General features: G+C 42.5%; 14 protein-coding genes and 2 pseudogenes. 12 read left to right on the forward strand and 4 right to left on the reverse strand.

The genetic code is table 11. From position 1 onward, the window contains the following. Positions 1-501 precede the first annotated feature (501 nt). Positions 502-768, forward strand: a complete 267-nt coding sequence (locus NYE54_RS05700) for a hypothetical protein (protein WP_339270685.1) — start codon at positions 502-504, stop codon at positions 766-768. A gap of 252 nt (positions 769-1,020) precedes the next feature. On the opposite strand, the gene NYE54_RS05705 is transcribed toward NYE54_RS05700, so the two are convergent. Next, positions 1,021-1,665 carry a TetR family transcriptional regulator gene (locus tag NYE54_RS05705; RefSeq protein WP_339270687.1) on the reverse strand — a complete coding sequence of 215 codons (645 nt, stop codon included), beginning with the start codon at positions 1,663-1,665 and terminating at the stop codon, positions 1,021-1,023. Between the two features lie 215 nt (positions 1,666-1,880). On the opposite strand from NYE54_RS05705, the gene NYE54_RS05710 reads away from it, so the two are divergent. From NYE54_RS05710 to NYE54_RS05720, 3 genes and pseudogenes are all read left to right on the forward strand, one after another. Further along, positions 1,881-3,533 carry an FAD-dependent oxidoreductase gene (locus NYE54_RS05710; RefSeq protein ID WP_339270689.1) on the forward strand — a complete coding sequence of 551 codons (1,653 nt, stop codon included), beginning with the start codon at positions 1,881-1,883 and terminating at the stop codon, positions 3,531-3,533. A 97-nt stretch (positions 3,534-3,630) separates the two neighbouring features. Further along, a pseudogene (locus NYE54_RS05715) lies at positions 3,631-3,756 on the forward strand (tRNA-dihydrouridine synthase); the annotation flags it as partial. 327 nt (positions 3,757-4,083) lie between these two features. Continuing rightward, positions 4,084-4,713 (forward strand): hypothetical protein, encoded by a 630-nt coding sequence (locus tag NYE54_RS05720; RefSeq protein WP_339270690.1) that lies wholly within the window; start codon positions 4,084-4,086, stop codon positions 4,711-4,713. 80 nt (positions 4,714-4,793) lie between these two features. On the opposite strand, the gene NYE54_RS05725 is transcribed toward NYE54_RS05720, so the two are convergent. Together NYE54_RS05725 and NYE54_RS05730 are read right to left on the reverse strand one after the other, a co-directional pair. After that, on the reverse strand, positions 4,794-5,681 hold the full coding sequence (locus NYE54_RS05725) for a DNA adenine methylase (protein ID WP_339270692.1): 888 nt from the start codon (positions 5,679-5,681) through the stop codon (positions 4,794-4,796). Between the two features lie 36 nt (positions 5,682-5,717). Then, entirely contained in the window at positions 5,718-7,283 is a 1,566-nt protein-coding gene (locus NYE54_RS05730) for a hypothetical protein (protein WP_339270694.1), read from the reverse strand. 162 nt (positions 7,284-7,445) lie between these two features. On the opposite strand from NYE54_RS05730, the gene NYE54_RS05735 reads away from it, so the two are divergent. From NYE54_RS05735 to NYE54_RS05745, 3 genes and pseudogenes are all read left to right on the forward strand, one after another. Further along, positions 7,446-9,038, forward strand: coding sequence for an RNA-directed DNA polymerase (locus tag NYE54_RS05735; protein ID WP_339270695.1), 1,593 nt, complete (start codon positions 7,446-7,448; stop codon positions 9,036-9,038). Between the two features lie 549 nt (positions 9,039-9,587). Next, positions 9,588-9,964: pseudogene (locus NYE54_RS05740) on the forward strand (transposase); the annotation flags it as partial. A gap of 182 nt (positions 9,965-10,146) precedes the next feature. After that, complete coding sequence (locus NYE54_RS05745; RefSeq protein ID WP_339270697.1) at positions 10,147-11,307, forward strand: cobalamin-independent methionine synthase II family protein; 1,161 nt, start codon at positions 10,147-10,149, stop codon at positions 11,305-11,307. Between the two features lie 102 nt (positions 11,308-11,409). Here NYE54_RS05745 and NYE54_RS05750 read toward each other — a convergent pair whose 3' ends face one another. Then, complete coding sequence (locus tag NYE54_RS05750) at positions 11,410-12,177, reverse strand: TVP38/TMEM64 family protein (protein WP_339270699.1); 768 nt, start codon at positions 12,175-12,177, stop codon at positions 11,410-11,412. A gap of 158 nt (positions 12,178-12,335) precedes the next feature. Between NYE54_RS05750 and NYE54_RS05755 the strand changes: the two genes are divergently transcribed. The 5 genes from NYE54_RS05755 (at position 12,336) to NYE54_RS05775 (ending at position 20,160) form a co-directional block, all read left to right on the forward strand. Next, entirely contained in the window at positions 12,336-13,028 is a 693-nt protein-coding gene (locus NYE54_RS05755; RefSeq protein WP_339270701.1) for a response regulator transcription factor, read from the forward strand. Next, entirely contained in the window at positions 13,021-14,352 is a 1,332-nt protein-coding gene (locus tag NYE54_RS05760; RefSeq protein ID WP_339270702.1) for a HAMP domain-containing sensor histidine kinase, read from the forward strand. Before NYE54_RS05755 ends, NYE54_RS05760 begins: the two co-directional genes overlap by 8 nt. A gap of 192 nt (positions 14,353-14,544) precedes the next feature. Further along, positions 14,545-17,919, forward strand: coding sequence for a HEAT repeat domain-containing protein (locus tag NYE54_RS05765; protein ID WP_339270704.1), 3,375 nt, complete (start codon positions 14,545-14,547; stop codon positions 17,917-17,919). Positions 17,920-17,933: 14 nt separating this feature from the next. After that, positions 17,934-18,743: an AAA family ATPase gene (locus tag NYE54_RS05770; protein ID WP_339270706.1), complete on the forward strand. Its 810-nt coding sequence runs from the start codon at positions 17,934-17,936 to the stop codon at positions 18,741-18,743. Between the two features lie 238 nt (positions 18,744-18,981). Next, positions 18,982-20,160 carry a DUF4317 domain-containing protein gene (locus NYE54_RS05775; protein WP_339270707.1) on the forward strand — a complete coding sequence of 393 codons (1,179 nt, stop codon included), beginning with the start codon at positions 18,982-18,984 and terminating at the stop codon, positions 20,158-20,160. Positions 20,161-20,284: the final 124 nt, after the last annotated feature.

Here is a 20,284-nt window from a genome sequence, read left to right on the forward strand (position 1 = left end):
AATTGGTGAGAAAAATCAACGGAAAAATGTTGATGCATCAAGGCGTATTTTCATATTTAATGAGAAGAGTTCCCTTAGTAAACACCGGATAAGAGACCATTTTCAGTATTAGTGAGAATTACCGCAAACCTGGACTTGCATATTTATTCACCTACATACATCGATTATGGACCAAGTCATCTCGGGCGCTATTTCGCAAATATGGAAGCCCTCGCGTTGTTTTGGCATCGGAAGAAATTAGTGGTTTGGTTTCAGGTCGACAGTAGTCCGCTAAACCGGATGCAATTCAGGGCTTAGCGTATATTTTCGTTAAATTGTTGGCGGGACCCCTAATACAACGTAGTCTGATGTTTTTATTGTCTTGATGGTTAACTGGATATTGGACTCAAGCAGTGATTATTGCAAATGCTCATTCGACTGCTCATTGATAATAATATCGAGGTCGTTATTTAACTCCTTAGATTTGGGATTATAAATAGGCAATAAGTTCAAGATATTCAAGTGCTTAATATCAGTTATCCTTCTGTTCCGTTCATTCAATGGGTAATGGTACGGTTTTACAAAAAACCAAAGTTGATAGAAGAATTAAGAATTGCCGCTGCCTATGCTCAAAAAGTTAGAATTAAATTACAGACAGGAGAAGTAATCGAAGGTAAGTCCCAATTATCAGGGGATCCGAATCGGACAAAAGTGCGTACTGATGATGGTCCATTGTGGATCCCCTATGAGGAAATTGAATTTGTTGAACGCTTAATAAAGCTGAATTGATTAAGGAAGGCCGCCTAACGGCGGGTTTTTGATAATCTTCGCACGCAAGTTTTCGTATATTTATTCATTTTCTCATTAATTGCGAAAATATTTCTCGTCAATTATGAAAAAATCATCAACAAATATGACACCACACACTGCTCAACGTCTTGCGTTCAGGATACTACAGCTACCTAATCCGCTACTACAACCATTACAGATATCAATGGAGACGAAAAAAGATGACTCCTGTACAATGATCTTGCCCCCGTTTCAAAATGATTTGTTTGATGCCATCGCTTCAGTTCCACCTGTAACAATTAATCTAAGCCCTGTCAGGAAATTTTCTTCATCTGTACCGCCGATATTAATAGCTTCCATAATGTTTGTTATTTCACCGTTGTTTATTGTACGCTCGGGCAGCGTTTCCCAGTTTTGCTCGTCTGCCTGTTCCTCAATCACACAGCCAAAGGTATAACGAATAACGGTAAGCATAACACTTCTGGCTGTCCGTATATCCATTCCTGCACTGCGAAGGGAGGCAAAAGAATCTTCCAAAAACTTCGCTAAAGTTCCATTGGGAAAAGGATGCGCGCGGGCTATCACTCGGCCGCCATCAGGATAAGAAAGCATAGCCTTACGAAACAATGAGATATGCTCAATCAGCCAATCTTGCCAGGACTGCTCACTTTCCCTTGGAACGAAATTGCCCATCTTTTTGTGTAAGATATGCTCGGCCATGTAGTCCACAATCATGGCTTTGTTTTTGAAATGCCAGTAAATGGCCGGGGCTTTTACACCAAGCTTTTTGCCAATATCACGTATAGATAATTCGTCATATCCTTTTTCCGCCATTAATTCAAGCGCCGCTTCGACGATTTGCTGTTGCCTTTCGCTTGGTTTAAAACTATCTTCCATATTCGCACCTCTCTTTTTTTTATTATAGGACATAACAAGTGTGTTTAACAGTGTTACACAATTTTCGCATAATCTATTGACACCATTCCTTAACACCGTTATAGTAAAACGCAATGTAACACTGTTAAGGGTGTGGGCAAAGATTTGCTGGTGGTAGGAGCACATGGTTTAGTCAAAACATTTGGAGCGAATAAGACAGAAAGGATTGATTGGATATGATGTCTAAAAAAATCACTAATGTTCCTGTATTGATTGTCGGAGGAGGATTGGCCGGCCTTTCTGCAGCGTTATTCTTGTCGCGGCATAGCGTACCCTATGTACTCATTGAACGTCATCAGAAAACGAACATTCATCCAAGGGCGCGGGGCTTAAACTTTCGGACAATGGAGTTATATCGAGAACTGGGGTTGGATGAAGCAATTGAAGAGACCGGTGCGCAATTGGCTAAAGGCAAAGGGTGGTACACGGCGCATACATTAAGAGAGGCAGAGCTTGATCCGGAAAAAATGAATATCCCCAAAATACTGCCAGAGTCGGTGAAATCGTATTTTGCTACACTTAAAGAGATAAGCCCTGCTTCCAGCGTTCGTGCTACACAGAATGTGGTCGAGCCCATTTTGCTTGAGGCAGCCCGCGAACGTGAAGGGGATCTGCGTTTTCATACAGAATTGACTGCTTTTGAACAAAATGAAGACCATGTCAGGGCGACCGTTCTCAATCGTACAACGGGTGTTGAAGAAACCATCGTGGCAGACTATATGATTGCTGCTGACGGTGCAAAAAGCCCGGTTCGTCAAATGCTGAACATTAAGATGACTGAAATGAATTCGCACGGTCATATCATTAATATTTATTTTGAAGCCGATCTCGAACATTTTGTAAAAGGACGTGAATTCAGTGCATGCAACATCACACGTACTGGGGCGGAAGGCGTGTTGCTTGCAATTAATAATCGTGACCGTTGGTGCTATCACGTTTCTTATGATTTTGAAGGCGGTGAGACTGCTGCTCATTTTTCAGAAGAAAGATGCCGGGAAGTCATACAAAAGGCGATTGATTTACCGGATCTCCAAGTCAAGATATTAAGTGTGCTGCCCTGGGAAGCAGCGGAAAGAATCGCTGAGCAATTTCAACAGGATCGCGTCTTTTTAATTGGAGATGCTGTTCACCTCATGCCGCCGACTGGAGGTTACGGAGCCAATACGGGTGTACAAGACGCTCATAATTTGGCATGGAAATTAGCAGCAGTCGTTAATAAAGTGGCAAACCCTGAACTGTTGAAAACGTATGAGGCTGAACGTCGTCCCGTCGCCCAAATGACGGTTTCAGAGGCCGGGCGAGTCGCCGACACAGGTGTGTTTTCGGCCATGAAAAAACAGACGGAGAAGAGAACATCGCCGTTTGATGATCTGATTGTATCGGTTGGCTATCATTACGAATCCAAAGCCATCCTTGAACAGGATGCTGCTCCTTCATCACTCGATCATTTTGGACTAAAGGGGCGCCTCGGTACACGGACCCCTCATATTTGGGGCGAATATCAAGGTAGGAAACGGTCCACGCTTGACTTGTTAGGATTAGGATTTGTTTTGTTTGCAGGGGAAAAAGCCGAGGGATGGAAGGATGCGGCGAAACACGTATCTGGGCAGTTTGGTGTCAAAATCAATACCTATAGCGTAGGGCAGAATGGAGATTTCATTGATAAAGATCTTGGCTGGCAAAATGCTTATCAAGCCACGGAAAAAAGCGTTGTTCTCGTTCGCCCAGATGGTTTTGTGTGTTGGCGTTGCGATGATCAAATCGAGCAACCGACCCTAACATTGGAAGAGGTATTTGCTCAACTTCTCGGTAAAGAAAAGAGCCTGTAAGAATAAACTTGGAAAGTATTTAAAAGCATTGTTGATAAGGTCATCATCGCACGAACGACCATCCTGAGAAACCTAATCCGTACAAGTTGATGATTCCGGATTCCGAGGGGCAAGCGAACTCCGAAATAACTTAATGAACGCAAAATCAACAAGTGAAGTACGTGCGCTGCTCGATGAATTTGCAAGCAAGGATCATGATGAGGCAGATGAACACGGAAACTAAATGGATAGGCTGGAGAAACAGACGAGTGGATGTCCAAGAAGATAAAGTTAAAGCATCCAGTCGTGCAGTATTATTATGGATTACGGCGTAATACGTTGTGAGCATAAATAACCTTTATTGACAGACCAGGATTCGCAGGGTTCATGCATCCAGCCAATGAGATTGAATTCTACCATCATTCTAAAAAAACGACAGGAATCTGCCTTTGGAGATAGACGCCTAAGGATAATATCCCAATCAGATAATCATGACATAATCATAAATGATGACATCGAAAATGCCAGGGAGGATACCAATCAGGATGTCATGGAGACACCTCCTACCTTCATGAAGTTTTACAACTATCCAATTGTGAGAACTTGTAAGAAAGATGTAAGACGAACGCATGCAGGGAACGATGTCATTGTTAATTCGGGTAGAGGCGGCAAAAATTATGAGGAACAAAAAGAAGTTAGTGTCCAAGAGTCGATTGTAGGTGGCGACACTTCTCCTATTGAATTTCAAACTTCAGAAATGATTCCAATCGCTGAAGCTATAGGCTTAGAGGACTTCTTCAAGATGAATAATGAGCTAAAGCAAATGACTGCTTATTCAATTTGGATGGCGGTAGTTCGCATTCCGGCTGGCAAGCGGTTTTCTATCTGCTCAAATGGAGCACGTCGAACTTGTGCTATTGTTCAGTTGGTTAGCCCAGTATTCACAATATATTCTAGAGATGCGCTGCCAGATGATTGGCCGAATTCTACTCTTATACTAAGCCCTACAAATCATACCGATTTCGAAATGATTGAGAAAAGTATTAAGCAGCTTCTCGAGGGTTTGGTAAAGAAAAGCGGTCATTGGGATCAAAATGTTCTTAATTGGTATAGAGAAATGATTATTGATAAGCTGAAGCATTATCGAAGTGATACTATACATGAATGGGTGTTAAGACTATTCAAAAAAATTATGATTTAAGACAAAGGGTTGACCAAAATAAAAAGCTGATTCCAGTAATTCTACTGTAATCAGCTTTTATCTGCCTATGTGGTCTGTAATTAATATGACACAACAAATGGATTGTTCTTAACAGCTTCAATTGGTGGGATTTCTAAATTTGATATTAATAATTCTTTCTCTTTTTTTGTCCCACCTGCAGAGTAATCAAAAAAGAGAGATTGTTGCTTTACGTTATCACGTTGATTTTCATATAAATATGAAATAAATTTGCAATTATCATAACTTAATAGCCAAGGAGAAGATAACCTTGTAATTGCTTTAGAGAGCTTTATATGATCTTGATCATTAAAAAACTTTCTATAAAGGGATTTGCCTTGTCCATAGTACGGAGGGTCAACATACAAAAATGTTTTATCCAATGTTTTAATCTTATTAAAGTTGCTAATAAAATTGACTGCATCGGTCCATTTTACATCAACCCTGTCTCTAAAAACTGAAAGAAGGTTAATTGTATTTATAATTCGGTTCTTATTGAATCTACAGTTAATTTTATCTTTGCTTTCTTGTGCTTGTCCACCAATAGGACCTGCCTTTATAATGCCGGAGAAATTAGTTCTATTGAAGAAAAGACCGGCAAATCCAAGTTCTAGAATCTGGGTAGATATAGGAACGTCAATGCCTCTATATTTATCCATGTTGTTCCATGTTTCAATTGATATTTCAGTTTGTTCTATTAAGTCACATAATTCATCTGTATACTGGAAAACACATGTCCAAAAAGAGAAAATTAAGGGGTCATATTCAATCAGTGTAACTTTTGAAACTAGTCCACGTTGCAATAGATGCAAAGAAATGGACGAGCCTCCTGCAAAAGGTTCATAAAAATGACAGCCAGTTAGTTCATTATTAATTATTAATTTTTCTACATAAGGCCCTAGAGCTGTCTTGCCTCCAGGATAGCGTAATGGACTTTTAAGAATGCTCATTTTTTCATCACCTGAAGGCACTATAGCAAAAAATCTTCATTTTGGCCAGTATTTTTTTTCATTTAAAATGAAGTTAATGACTTGAAACATTCCACTCTTTGCAATAGAATCAAGTCTTTCTCGAGATGGTAAAATAGTATGCGTACTATGAACAACTGTATCCATAAAAGTGATGTTTTCATCAGAAACAGCGTTAAGAAATGCTGAATATATGCCTTTCTCAACAAATAATTTTAAATATCTCTTGTTATCTTTGTAATATTTAATTAATTGACTAAGCATTGGATCTTTGCCCTGATTATTTTTGATTAGCAAGTCCCAATGTCCCATTTTTCTAAGATGAAACTTCAAACTTTGCTCTAATAATGATCTCATGAGGATTGTTGCAGATATTGGATACCAAGAGTAGTGTTTATATTTGGAGATTTTCATAATCTCCTTAGACAAAAACATTAGACCAATGTCTTGTGGATCATTGAACTGTAATGCAGTCCAACTCAGGCCTTCAAAGAACACAAATACTTTTGGATTACTAGGTTGTTGTGGAGTAGAAGGATCTTCAGGACTTGGGTCTTCAGGACTTGGATCTTCAGGACTTGGATCTTCAGGACTTGGATCTTCAGGACTTGGATCTTCAGGACTTGGATCTTCAGGACTTGGGTCTTTAGGACATGGGTCTTCAGGACTTGGGTCTTCAGGGTTTGGATCTTCAGGTTCTTGATCTTCAGGTTCTTGACCTTCGGTCTCGTAGATCTCGTTAATTAACTTCACAAAATCAGGGATATCCTCTGCATAATTACGTGTTGTGAGTTGTCCTGTTACAAAAGCCGCCTTGGCGAGAATATAAAGGCCTTTATCTAAAATTTCTTTACCAAATGAAGAAAATGGCATTTGATTCTTTTCATCAAAAGTAATTTCTAAAAGCGTTTTTACGGTTGCGTTATAAATAGGTTTGGATTTTGAATTAAAAGGTCGTAAGAAAGGATCAAGCTCAAGATTATTATGGTCAATCTTCTTCTTCTCAGATTCTTTCCAAAGTGGAAGCTTTAATGTATAGTGCAATAAGTTATATTCTTGAATTGCTTTACGAACTTTTGCTGGAGTAGAATTCGTATCATCACTAATGTTTTGAATTGATTCACCATTAAGGAATCTATTTGCAAAGAAGAATTGTTTGGCTTCTGTTGACCACGCTTTAATTCCCACTAAGTGTCTTTTATAAAGCGCTGCTTGGATGCTCTGTCTGCTTTCGACAAAATCAACATGGATAGTTGAAATGTTTTCTCTTGTTTCTTCGGAAATTGCTGGTATTCTTCTGTTAGTCTCTAGTTCTAGTAATCCCGTTAGTAATTTGCAAGCGCATATTCTTCGATTTCCTTCTAGGACAATTAACTTACCGTTTTCCTCACAAACGATAATTCTCTCTCCTGGCATAAGTCCGCCATCTTCATTAATTCCCTTTGCGATAGTAATAACATTTTCATATTGAACTAAATAGTTCATTATACTTGTCTCATCCGGGTTGGGTACTACAACAAACCGAGGATTTTGTGTGTCTAAATTAAGATCGATTAATGGTATGTAACGAGAAGTGTATTTCATTAGCTATTCTCCTTATCTTTACATGTGATACTATTGTACTATATAAGTGCACTTTTTTGACGATATGTGGAAGAAAAAAGCTAATCTATGGAATTTAAAATAGGAATTTGATTTTACAGTTGCGAATAAAATGTTCTTATATTTTAAGAAGGGTGATAGTATATGAAGCTTAATGCAGATTCAATAAAATGGGCAATTAATCATTTACAGTTTGAAAAAGATACTGATTTATTTCCCAGTCCGAAAGAAATCAATGTATTTAGCGATCTCAAAAATAAAATTGTAGAAAAATTAAAGGACTATGACATAACACAACATCAGTTTAGTCCATCAAGAAGATTTGTTATTCCTAAAACTGAGTTATCGTATAGGACTGCAACTCAACTTGATCCTATGGACAGTCTTTTATTAGCAGCTGTTATTTATGAGTATGGTCATTTAATTGAAAGACGTCGGAGACCAAAAGGAGAAAAAACTGTGTTTAGTTATAGATTTGCTCCTGAAGGCGATGGAATCTTTTATAGTAATGAGAACTCGTGGAAGGAATTTTGGACTTCATGTTTAGAGAAAAGTAAGAGAAAAAAATACGTAGTTCAAATGGATATATCAGATTTTTACAATCAAATTTATCATCATACAGTTGAAAACCAACTGGGGGAATCTGGACTACCGAACGCAATAATTAAATTCATAATGCGTATGTTAGAGGACATAACAAAAACTGTTTCAAGAGGCATACCAATAGGACCTCACTCATCACATCTACTTGCTGAAATGACATTAATTCCAATCGACGATAGTTTATCTATAAAAGGGATTGATTTTTGCCGTTATGCAGATGATATCTATGTGTTTTGTGATGAAGAAAAAGAAGCACAAATAACCGTATATCATATGGCTGAAATATTGGATAAGCAACAAAAATTAATACTACAAAAACAAAAGACGGATATCTTTAAAGCAAAGGATTTTGAGGAAATATGCAAAAAGATGTTGAATGATAATCCTCTAAATGAGAACGAAGACAAAATGATTAAAGTTTTAAAAAAGTATACTACTGGTATGTATAAAGGAATAGACTTCAAACAGTTAGACCTAGAGGACCAAAAATTGTTTGCTGATTATAACATCAACGAAGTTCTTGATAAATATTTAAATGTACATGAGCCTGATTTTAAGAAGATAAGGTGGCTTTATAGAAGGCTTGGTCAATTGGGGGCTCCAGGTGGTATTGAATATACAGTACAAAATATTAATAGGCTAATTCCTGCTATTAGTGATGTATGCCACTATTTAATTTCGGCGACTAAAAATTTCAATGGAGATTTCCTTACATTTGGAGACCAGGTAGTAACAATACTTGAAGATGATCTTATACAAGCTAATGACTATTTTTATATAGCAATCTTAAACTTATTCGCAAGTAACTCTGATCTAAATCATTTAAAAAAATTATTATCATTGTATAAATCCTCGTCTCCTGAAGCTAAAAGGAAAATTATCTTCGCAGCTTATGAAGCAGGAGCATCCACTTGGATACGGGAGTTAAAAGAATTATATTCAACTTTAGACCCGTGGAGTCGAAGGGCTATGTTAATTGCATGCAAAACACTGCCTGAAGATGAAAGAACTCATTATTTAAAACACATAAAGAAGACGCACTCTTTGAGTTTGTCAGAAGAATTAATTTTGGAATGGTCACTTAATAATAAGAGATATAACATGAATCAAGATGATGAATATGATTATGAATAACATACCGAAAACTAATGATATATAAAAGAGAAACGAACGTTATTTCCTGTACTGAGAAGAAATTGTTAAAAAATCCTTGGTTGTTTGACTCAACAATTGTATGTTCAAGTCTGATGGAACTGAAATTTTACTTACTCTCAATGTGTTCTGAGAAAAAACCTAAACTACTGATTATGATTGCTTTTATATAAAATTGTTACATAATTCAATGGCGATAAGTAGTGTTGAAGAAGTTTCAGCTCAGATGTTAGTCTAATACTTTATTCCTCGATATAAGTTCCTTGGGAGTTTTAGTTTGATCTGCAGTCTAAAACTTATTTTTCAATACCTGACGATTTTGTAACCCAAAAAAACGCGTCAAATCAACAACTCCAGTCTAACACTTTATTCTCTTTGAACTTCTACATTTAATCCACACTCATCATTTTTTGAGGTTTAATATTTTGATTTCCCATGTTGATGTCCTCCCCTTATCAGAGTATGTAAAATAAATTGTGTAAACTCCCAAATCTTTTAAAAAGGAAGTGATAGAAAGGTTGGGGAGAACACATGGGACTCTGGACAAAAGAGCAACTGCGAGCGTTCATTAAGGAGAATAAGCTGATCACAGCTCAGGATGCGCAAAATGCCTTGAAAGAACTGTTTGCTGAAACGCTGCAGGAGATGCTGGAAGCCGAATTAGACACGCATCTGGGCTACGAGAAGCATGAGCTCAAGGCCAAGATGACACCGAAAAGCCGTAATGGCAAAAGCAAGATGTCGGTGGTCAGCGAGTACGGGAGCAGGAAATCACGGTTCCACGGGATCGGCTGGGAGAGTTTGAACCGATCGTGGTCCAGAAACATCAAAAGAACGTAACCGGCATCGAGGACCAGATTATCGTGCTGTATGCCAAAGGTGTCAGTACCCGGGAGATTCAGGACCATTTTTGACAGACCCTATCATCAACGTCTTCCTGTACGATTTCCAGTTGAATTCAGTATCCATAGTAATCTCAGCCGTCCTTCTTGCTATAGCTTTTAGCTATAACTAGTTATGTTCTTTTGGTATGTCTTCTAACCCCGCTCGTCGTGATATGATCATCGTATACAACGAGGGGGTTATGTACATGACTGATAAGTTCCAGATCGTAGGAAGTTTGTTGCGGCCCGAAGAGCTGCTGAAATATAAAACGCAAATTGAACATCGCGATGATATCCAGTATCCGTTCTATGAGAATTTTGAAGGCTATGCTGAGTGCGAGACAGAGGCGATCAAACAGGTTGTGAAAAAGGAAATCGAGCATAACCTGTCGATTATTACGGACGGCGAATTCTCCAAATCGATGTGGCATCTGGATTTTGTATGGGGCTTTGGCGGAACCCAGCGTTATATCGCGGACCATGGCTACTTTTTCCGGGATGTGGACGGAACCTCGAAATATGAAACACGCAAAGATATTGGATTGCGCATTACTGGCAAACTGAGCGGAAAGAATCATCACTTCATTAAACTGTTCAAACAGCTCCAAGATACGGCTGGCGATCAGCAAACGAAACTTTGCGTACCATCTCCTTCCCATATCTTCGGTGAACTTTCCTGGTCGGATAACATTGGCGGCACGGATGCTGTTTATCAGAACAAACAGGAGCTCAAAGCGGGCCTTGTAAGCGCGTATAAAGAATTCGTGGAGGAATTCGCTGCGGCAGGCGGCAAAATCCTGCAATTCGATGATTGCTTGTGGGAGCTGTTTGCAGATGACAACCCGAACTCTCCGTTTACGGGGGAGCATATTAATCAAGCGGAAGTACAGGGTCTCGCCACCGAATTTATTGATATTAACAATACCGTGATTGACTTCGGTCATAGCCTTGGCTTGAAAATGTGGACACACAACTGCCGGGGGAACTACGATTCCCGCAACATGGGCGGTGGATCTTATGCGAAAATCGCCAACTTGTTCCTGAAGCAATTGAAATATGATCGCTTCTTCCTGGAGTGGGATGATGATCGTGCGGGTTCGATTGAAGCACTGGAAGTTTTCAAGGACAGACCGGAAACGGAGATTGTTCTGGGCTTGCTGTCTTCCAAAACAAATACGCTGGATGATGAAGCACGCGTCATCCGTCTGCTTGACGAAGCATCCAAAATCATTGATAAGGATCGTCTGCTGCTCTCGCATCAATGCGGCTTTGCGTCCTGCGATGGCGGTAACGAGCTAAGCGAAGCCGAGCAATGGGCGAAGATTGATCAAGGCCAGAAGCTTGCGAAGCAATATTGGGGTAGCTAGACAATAAAACGAGATATTAATATAAACGGCGACCTTTTCCCGGAATTCAATCAGGGGAGAGGTCGCCGTGTTTTTTTGAATGGTCTTCTTGTATATCTTGTATTATCCTTTTTTTGTTACCAAATCTCTACTCTTTGCTAAGCTGGGGGTTGCCTTGGGTTTGGCAGAAGGACTTGTCCCTTTCGATTTCTCCACTTTGGAGAACAAGTTCATCAATTTATCTTTATAGATATATCCGAGTACGAAACCAATAACGGCAATGACCGATATGATAATGGCGATGCTGTATTGTTGCATATGAATTGTGGACCCTACCGCGGCAGAGGCAATAATCCATGGCAGACGACCAACCAGAAGTATCGTGAAAAATCTTAAAGAACTCATGGATGTAAGAGCGGCAACAAATACGAGCATGTCTTTCGGCAAACCGGGAATCACGAAAAAGATAAACAAAAAGGCAGAGAACTTCTTCTCATTATGAATAAACGACATCCACTTATAGTCTTTCTTTTGCAGCAATCGCGCAATAAAATTGCGACCGATAAAACGAGTGAAATAAAAAGCAATCGCTGAGCCCAATACCAAGCCTACTGTAGTATAGAATGACCCAAGCGTAACCCCATAGATATATCCGCCTGCAACCTGTACCACTTCTCCCGGAATAGGCGCAACCACGATCTGAAGTATCTGGAATAAAATAAACATCACCGGACCCCAATGTCCCGTTGAATGAATATACGCTCTGAAATTGTCCATGGACGACATGACTTTAATAATGGCAGGAGAATAATAGACCAGTAAACCAATGGACAAAATCGTTAACAGACCCAACAGTATTTTCATAACTGTTTTTCTCGAAAGTTGTGGCATAGCTGATGACTCCTTTGCGTTATGACCTTTGCTGATTACAGTATAAAACGAAAAAATGAAGAGTCACCTACATAACTTCTGAAGAATTCTTAAGTCGATTGTCTCTGCTGGTAGTGGCTGCTAACGCATATTATACTGAAATTGGACGGAGGGATCGGATGAGCAAGCAAATTTTAATTGCTGACGATAACAGTGAGATTCGTGAAATTGTAAAGATTTTGTTAGAGAGCGAGAATTATGAAGTCATTGAAGCCGTAGATGGTCAGGACGCAATTGATAAAGTGAATGAAGAGACGGATCTCATTATCTTGGATATGATGATGCCGAATAAATCGGGGCTGAAGGCGTGTCTGGAGATTCGTGAAAAAACAAGTGCTCCGATCCTGTTTCTCACAGCTAAAACGCAGGATTCGGACAAACAATTGGCCTTCTCCTCCGGGAGTGATGATTTTTTGTCCAAACCCTTTTCCTATACAGAACTCGTTGCAAGGGTAAAGGCATTGCTTCGAAGGTATTATGTGTATCGTGGCAAGGAGAAGAGGGAAGAAACGGACCAAATCATCATGGAGGATCTTACGGTCCATCAGGATTCCAAGACTGTTTTTGTTGGGGAGAAGGAAGTGGCTTTAACCGAAATTGAATACCAGATCTTGTTGTTGCTAGCGAAGAAACGGCGAAAGGTATTTTCGGCGGAAAACATATATGAGAGTGTCTGGGGGCAGCCCTACTTTTATACGTGCAATAACACGGTTATGGTTCACATTCGCAATTTGAGAAGCAAGCTGGAGGACGACCCACAGAACCCTAAATATGTGAAGACCGTTTGGGGGAAGGGGTACAAAATTGAATAGATTGCTAATGGGGAAAAAGCTGAAGATCAAATTGGTGCTGGCGGTTATGATTTCTTTAGTCATTTCCATAAGTACACTCGTTATTTTACAAGTTGTTGGTGAGACAGTACTGGATAATTACTTAAGCAAATCCACTTTTGTAGAGAACAGGCAGCAAGATGCGCTTGATCGATTCAAAACATTTGTGAATAGCCAGAACGTGTCAACCTCTGATCATGAGCGATTGTCCGAATGGGTAAGTGAGGAACGATACTTAAATCTGTATATTTTTGCAAAAGATAAATTGATCTATTCCTCCAATACCGGGATTGATTCTGCCATCAATGAAGAGCTTTTAACCCAATTGGTACCATCGAAAATACCCATCAAGACGATTAGTTTCGCGGATCAGGATGCCCAGATATATCTGGTCGGCTTTTATGAGTATCAATATTACACCCTCATTCTGATTATTGGTATTTTCGTCGCGGCTGTTGTGTTCATTGTTTCCTTTCTACTCTTTATTAACAGGAAAACATCATATATTGGCAGGCTTGAACAAGAGATTAAGATACTCGAAGGTGGAAATTTGGATTATTCGATTACGATATCGGGAAAGGATGAACTGTCGTCTTTGGCCCAAAGTATTGATGAGATGAGAAAATCATTTATTGAGCGGCTCGGCAGCGAGGAGAGGGTGAGGATAGCCAATCGTGAATTGATCACGGCAATTTCCCATGACCTCCGTACCCCGCTTACGATTCTGTTGGGATATATGGACATTATAGAACTCAACAAATATAAGACGCAGGAGGATTTATTGCAGTATATTCATAACAGCAGGGAGAAAGCTTATCAGATCAAGGCACTGTCGGACAAACTATTCGAATATTTTACGGTATCCTCTGCTGCGGAAGAAGAGGAAGTGGAATTTGAAATCTATGAGGGCAGAGCGCTTATCGATCAACTCATTGATGAACAACTGGTCGTTTTGGATGATATCGATGTTCAGATTCAGGCCAATGCTAATCACGAGAAATTTCTGCTGGAAATCAATCTGGTCGCCATTCGCCGTGTATTCGATAACATATTTTCAAATATTCGAAAATACGCCGATCCATCAGAGCCCGTTCAGATCAGGGTCTGCTTGAAGCAGCAATGGGTCTTTCTTGTTGTAGAGAATAAGATTAAACGTGTCGGCAAAAAGAAAGATAGCAACGAAATCGGGCTCGTTAGTTGTCAGAAAATGATACAGCAGCACAACGGAACGTTGACGGTATCTCAGGAAAAAGATATCTTTTCGCTACAAATCACGCTGCCAATCATCTTAAATAAAGCGGGATAGAGCAGCGGGAATGCAGATGAGGCTCACTTCCATACAGTATGGAGTTGATTCATCTCACTTCATGACCATCCAACTATCCCCCGGCTGTGGCCATAGCACGAACAAACAAGAAGTTATATACTTCCAGGAGAGCTTGTGTAAATCGGTTACGTAGAAATTATAATCAGTTATAAGGACATGAGGGGAGAGGAAATGTTGACATATAACCATGATCTGATGAAAAAAGAGCAATTGCTCATGGAGCTGGATTCGCTGGGTTATTCGGATAGGATGAAGCGGATGGCGCTTCTGGGGCGCCAGCATAAAGGAGAAGCGGATTATTCCGCGCTGCTCGTATCTTTGCTCGAAAGCGGCACCGCCTATGAGGCGCATCTAGCTTTGACCGGTGCCGACGTAGTGCATGATGCTCATGCCGTTTTACTTGCCCTGAAGCATTCGAAGGCAGGAGTTAGGGGCCGGGCAGCTGGATTACTGCCAGAAGTGGTGACAGATCCGGACTTTTCGATTGAATCCGAAATCGCCCTGATGTCGTATCATTGCCGCCGCCAATTGCTGCGGAGCATCTTGAATACATATCGTCAGGATTGGGCGGAACGGCTGCTGCCGCTCGTGCTTGACCGGTGGGGGGCACAAGAAGCGTCCTTATTATTGGCGGTGTGCAGCGAAGAGACGGTTCGCAGCAGGCTTCCGGAGCTGGGGTATGCCCTGCAGAATTGGCGGCTCCTAACGAAGCACTATCCCGATCTGGTTGCAGCATATTTCAAGAATGCTTTGCAGAACGCAACACATCGGGAAAAGGTCAATATATGGTGGACGCTCTCATCGGCGATTGAAGTATTGAGTGTTACAAGACCCGCAATCGTGTTGGAATGTGCGCTTACGCTTGGGCCGACGGATATGATTCATCCTGTACTCAAGCAGCAATTGGGCATTCTGATTCAGGCCAGCCCTGAGGACGTATTCGAACTGCTGACACGTGAGGAGACACGGGAATATCTTTTAAATCATGGCGTTCCGGCAGGCGTTTTGAAGAAGAGAAAATGGTTCACCACAGCGCAGTGGACCACGCTGACTACCTTGCTCTCAGATCAGCCTGTACATGTAGCCAAGGTGCTGGATACCCTTGCGCCGTCTTGTCGCGAAGCGATGTTTGATGCTGCTTATAAGGAAGACGAGCGGAAGACACGCATTTTCCCTATGCCGCTGTTGGATGTACTGCCGCACCGACTGCGCGACAAGGAAGCTGCCCGCATGCTGGAACTTCGCGACATTCGTGATCATCAGGATGACATGCTCGAAACAACGGCGCGCCGTTTCATTGTTAACGCCAGGGAGAAGCTGGAGCAAGCCGTCCAGGTGTCTAAAGCGGATGAGCGTGCTGCGGCCTATGCCCACCTTGTTCGGAGTACAGCTCTATCCCGAAGCGGAATGGATGAGACGCTGCGCTTCCTGACTCGAATCAAGAACGACCAGGATCCGGTGCGCTGGCAAGTTATGGTCGAGCTCTCAAACTGTCCTGCTCCCATGTTTAAGGAAGAGCATGTGAACGATCTGACTGTGCTGGTGGATAGCGTGGTGGAAGCCAGGGACACTTCGTACGGGACAAGGTCCGCCACGGAGAAACTGGCTTTTGCCATACTGCGTGAACATGCATTGGAGCCGAAGGGCGAGCTGTTCAAGTTCGCTTTGAGAACGTTTGGAAGATTGACGATGCGGGATGGTCAGTTTGCGCTCTTCTCGATGGATTGGGATAGCATACCAAGTTCTGCACTGGAAGCGTTGTTCGATGAGATTTATGCCTTTGGTGTAGAAGCGAACAAACGCGAAAACGTAAGTGTGGTTCTGCGTATGGCTGATTTGTTCGGAAAAGCCGTGGATCGATTGCCGAAGCTTCAGTTTCTGCTGGAGGAACTGTTGAAGGCTAAAACGGTATCGCCGCAGGCGGTTCATTATTGGCTGGCACCGTATGGAACCCGGGATGCGAGGGTTAGAGAACTGCTGGACAGAGACCCATCCTTCATCTCATTCCACGACGTATTTATGCATCTGCATCTGAAGCGTCAGGAGTGGCTTACCCCGTTCATCTCGGGAAAAATCATCAAAGGCAAGCATTTATCGGGAAAAACGATTTATGTTGTGCCCGCCTATAATGGATTTCATCGGTGGCTGCCGCGTCAGCAAAAGGCATTAGCTTCCCTCTTGGAACGGGTGGCATTGGATGCCAAACGGAGTTTCCATGAACGTGCGGCGGCGATGCGGAGCTTGGCCGTCATGCCGGATTATCGCTCCGATCAACTGGAGGTCCTGCTGCAGGATGAGGAAGTGCATGTCGTCGAGGCAGCGCTTTACGCCTATTCGTTATGGGAAGAGCCGGAGAAGGCACTTCCTGTATTGCTGGGCAACCTGGATGGAGACCGTGCTCGGGTCGCCATGTACTCGATCCCCAGATGTTTGCGCAGGGTGAGCCCGGTCTTGTTGACGTCCATGCTGTCGGACCTGCTGAATCGGGAGAAATTGAAAATCACGGTCAGAAAAGAAGCCATCCGCCTGCTTGGAGCTTATAAAAGCAGTGAGAGCATGGCGCTTCTCATCCGTGAATACGAGAAACCGAATGTACACAAAGACGTGATGATCGCCATAGGTCACGCTGCCAGACAATGGCTCGATGATGAACGCAGCTGGACCCTGATGAGTGCCATGGCAGCTTCCCCGCAGCGTGATATCGCAAGAAGCCTGCTTAACCAGTACGCTGGTGGACTTCCGGTGGAGGCTCGGCCAAGGTATTTGCAATTGATTATCGAGATCGCAGGCCATGCCGATCCAGTTGTGGCAAGAGAGGCTTTCCAAGCCATGAGCCGTTGGGTGAATGGAAGCGAGGATAAGGTAGCCGCTTCCGCCAATAGAGCGATTCTTGATATGGAGGACAATGCCAGATGGAAGGCGGCGATGGATACGCTCATTGTGGCATGCCGTGACGGAAAGGTGAATGATCGGGTCATCGGCGTTTGCACACAGTTGGCTAACACGGAGACGAAGGTTGAATGGAATGCTGCCCCGGAGAGAGATCTTCCAGAGCGGCAGCGCCTGGTGGCATTGATTGACAAGTTGACCTCTTTGCCTCCCAATGCAAGATGGGTGCTCGTTCCTTTATATACGGGTATGATCGATGCTCTTAAATCCAAAGAAACCCTGAGATCAGCCGTGATCAAGTTATATTTAGCGATGGTTGAATGGAAACAGGCGGATCAGGCTGCCTTGCATTTGGACCCTGTGATTCAAATGGTGGACACCTATCCGCATCTGTTGGATTACGCCTACAGACAGATCGCTCGGGTAGCAAATGCCAGCCAGGCGTATTGGAGACCGGAGGCGATTCTGGACCTGGTGGACCATTTGAGAGATCGGCAGCCGTTTGCGGCCCAGTATATCGGGCTTTCTTTGCTGAAGGTTGCGGGAACGTACCTTTTGTGGAACCAGGCTTGTACCGACCGTTTGAGAGCGTACCGGAATCATGAGCATGAGGCGATTCGTCTGGCTGCACTGGATATTTGGACCGTGCTTGAATGAGGGGAGCGAGGGCGATGCTATATTTAACTAACTTCAAACTCTCTTCCTCCATTTCCAGTAACCCGAATATATATCCCGATCATGTGTTCAGGCACATGGCAGGGGAAGTTCTGCTGTTTGATCGAATCACGGTATTATACGGCAGTAATGGCTCCGGCAAATCCTCCTTGCTGAATCTAATCGCCAACAAATTGGGAATTGCGGGCGCTGAGCGAATGACAAGCTATGGTCACAACGTGTACGCGCAGCGGTTTATCGAGGAGAGCAGCTACCAACTCGGGCATGATGACCAGGAGCATCCCCTATATAAGCTTCCCGACGGGAGCCGGTACATCAAGTCAGAGGATCTATTGTATGAAATCAAGAAAATACAGCAGGAAAGCGTGCTTCGCGAAGGGTTGCTGCATGAGCAGTTCGTTCAGGGAAAGAGCAAGGCCGAGGTAGAAGAGCTGGAGCAGTCGTATGAGTTCAAAAAGAAGATGGATATCATTCAATTCGCTCAGGAGAAATATTCGAACGGGGAGACGTCGATGCAGTTTTTTGAGGAATATTTGCTTCCCGGGCAACTGTATTTACTGGATGAACCGGAAACGTCGCTTTCTCCGGCGAATCAAATCATGCTGGCCGAGCAAATGAACGATCTGGCGCGTTATTTTGACAGTCAATTCATTATTGCTACGCATTCTCCTTTTGTTCTGGGTACGCTTCATGCGAAGATCTACAATCTCGATGCCAAGATTTTGCAAACGGCAGAATGGTTTGAACTCGACAATGTACAATTCTTTTACCGGTTTTTTCATAAACATCAAAGGTTGTTTGAATGAATAGGTTCGAGTATCCGGAAGAGGTATCCTTTGAGTAAGGATATCTCTTTTTGATATGGGTTCCCACAAGGGTATGTACTCGACTCAGGTATTCAAATATGCAACAATAGAGGATCAGGCGCACAGGGGAATTGACCCTAGGTACAGCAAGGCAAGCCGCAAGATCGCTTACCAATTTGCGTTCCAATAATTTATACTATATAAGCTAGAATATATCTAAGGAGCTGCCGAATCCGATATGAACAAAAAAGAAGTCGCCAATATACGCAAGCAATTTAAGCTGGATCACGATTTAATGAATATTTACGATATTCTCAATGTCTATATTACGAAGGAAACGAATGAAATCTATCATTGGGAGCGCCTGCCGTTCGAGCTGGTGGATCGGGAGAAGCAAGAGTTATACATGGGTAATTTCAAAAAACTGCTGACCGGCGAACTGGATCAAAAATTGTTCGAATTGAGGTTTCAGGAAGCAGCGGAAGAACCGGCGCAGGTCATGCTTCACCAAGCGCTCGTGTCGGGTGATCCGGAAGAATGGCAGGACTTGATGCTGATGCTGGTGGATAGAATGCTGAAGGATGCCCAGTATGAGCGGGATATGGTGGTCACGTTCGTGCGGGGACAGTATTATATGCCGACCAAGGCGAGAAACGATGAAGCGGAAGAGAGCGAGAAGAACGAGGTGTTCGCCCATCCGTTCATTTTATGCAGCGTGAATTCTACGGAGAAACAACGGAAGACGCTCTTGTTCGATTATGTGGAGCGGGAGTTCAAGTACAATATCATAGTAGATCCGATTATCAAGTTAAGTACGCCGGAGCAAGGATTCCTGTACCCTAGCGTGACGGACAATTATTCCGATGTGAATCGTATTTTGTATTGTACGGGAAAATCGAATTTTCCGGATCCGCATTTTGTCGAACAGGTCTTGAACGGAGAAAGATCCGTGACGGCACTTGAAGAGCGAGCGATCTTCGAAGATATCGTCAAGGAAGTGGCCGGCGAACAGCTCGATTCAGCCACCATTGCCCAGGTGTACGAAGAAATCAACCGGGTGATCGAAATTAATGAAGAGACGAAGGAGGAAGAACCTCCGAAGCTGGATTATAAAGATCTGGAGCGCGTACTGAATGCAAGCGGCGTAGAGGACGTGACGACCGAGAAGGTGGAGCGGGCATTTGAAACCATCGTGGACAACAAGAACTATGAAATGAAAGCAACCAGCGTCATGCCGAAGTATACTTCCAAATCCATTAAGATCGAAACCAAGGTAGCTACGATTTCGGTTAGCCCGCAGGATTTAAGGTATGTCAAACAGGTGAATTTCCAAGGTAAACGCTGCATCATGATTGAAGTCGATGAAGATGTCGCGATTGAAGGGTTTACGCTAGCTTCAGAGACGCTTTTAAGTTAAATCAGTTCCATTTCAGATAAGATCAGGTATCGTACGCAGGAACAGACCGCTATCCCACAGTTGGATGGCGGTCTTTTTGTTTTTTTTTACTTTTTGGAAAATTTCGTCCGGATTCAGCAATGGA

Source organism: Paenibacillus sp. FSL K6-1330 (genome assembly GCF_037976825.1).
In the GTDB taxonomy this organism is placed as follows: domain Bacteria; phylum Bacillota; class Bacilli; order Paenibacillales; family Paenibacillaceae; genus Paenibacillus_AQ.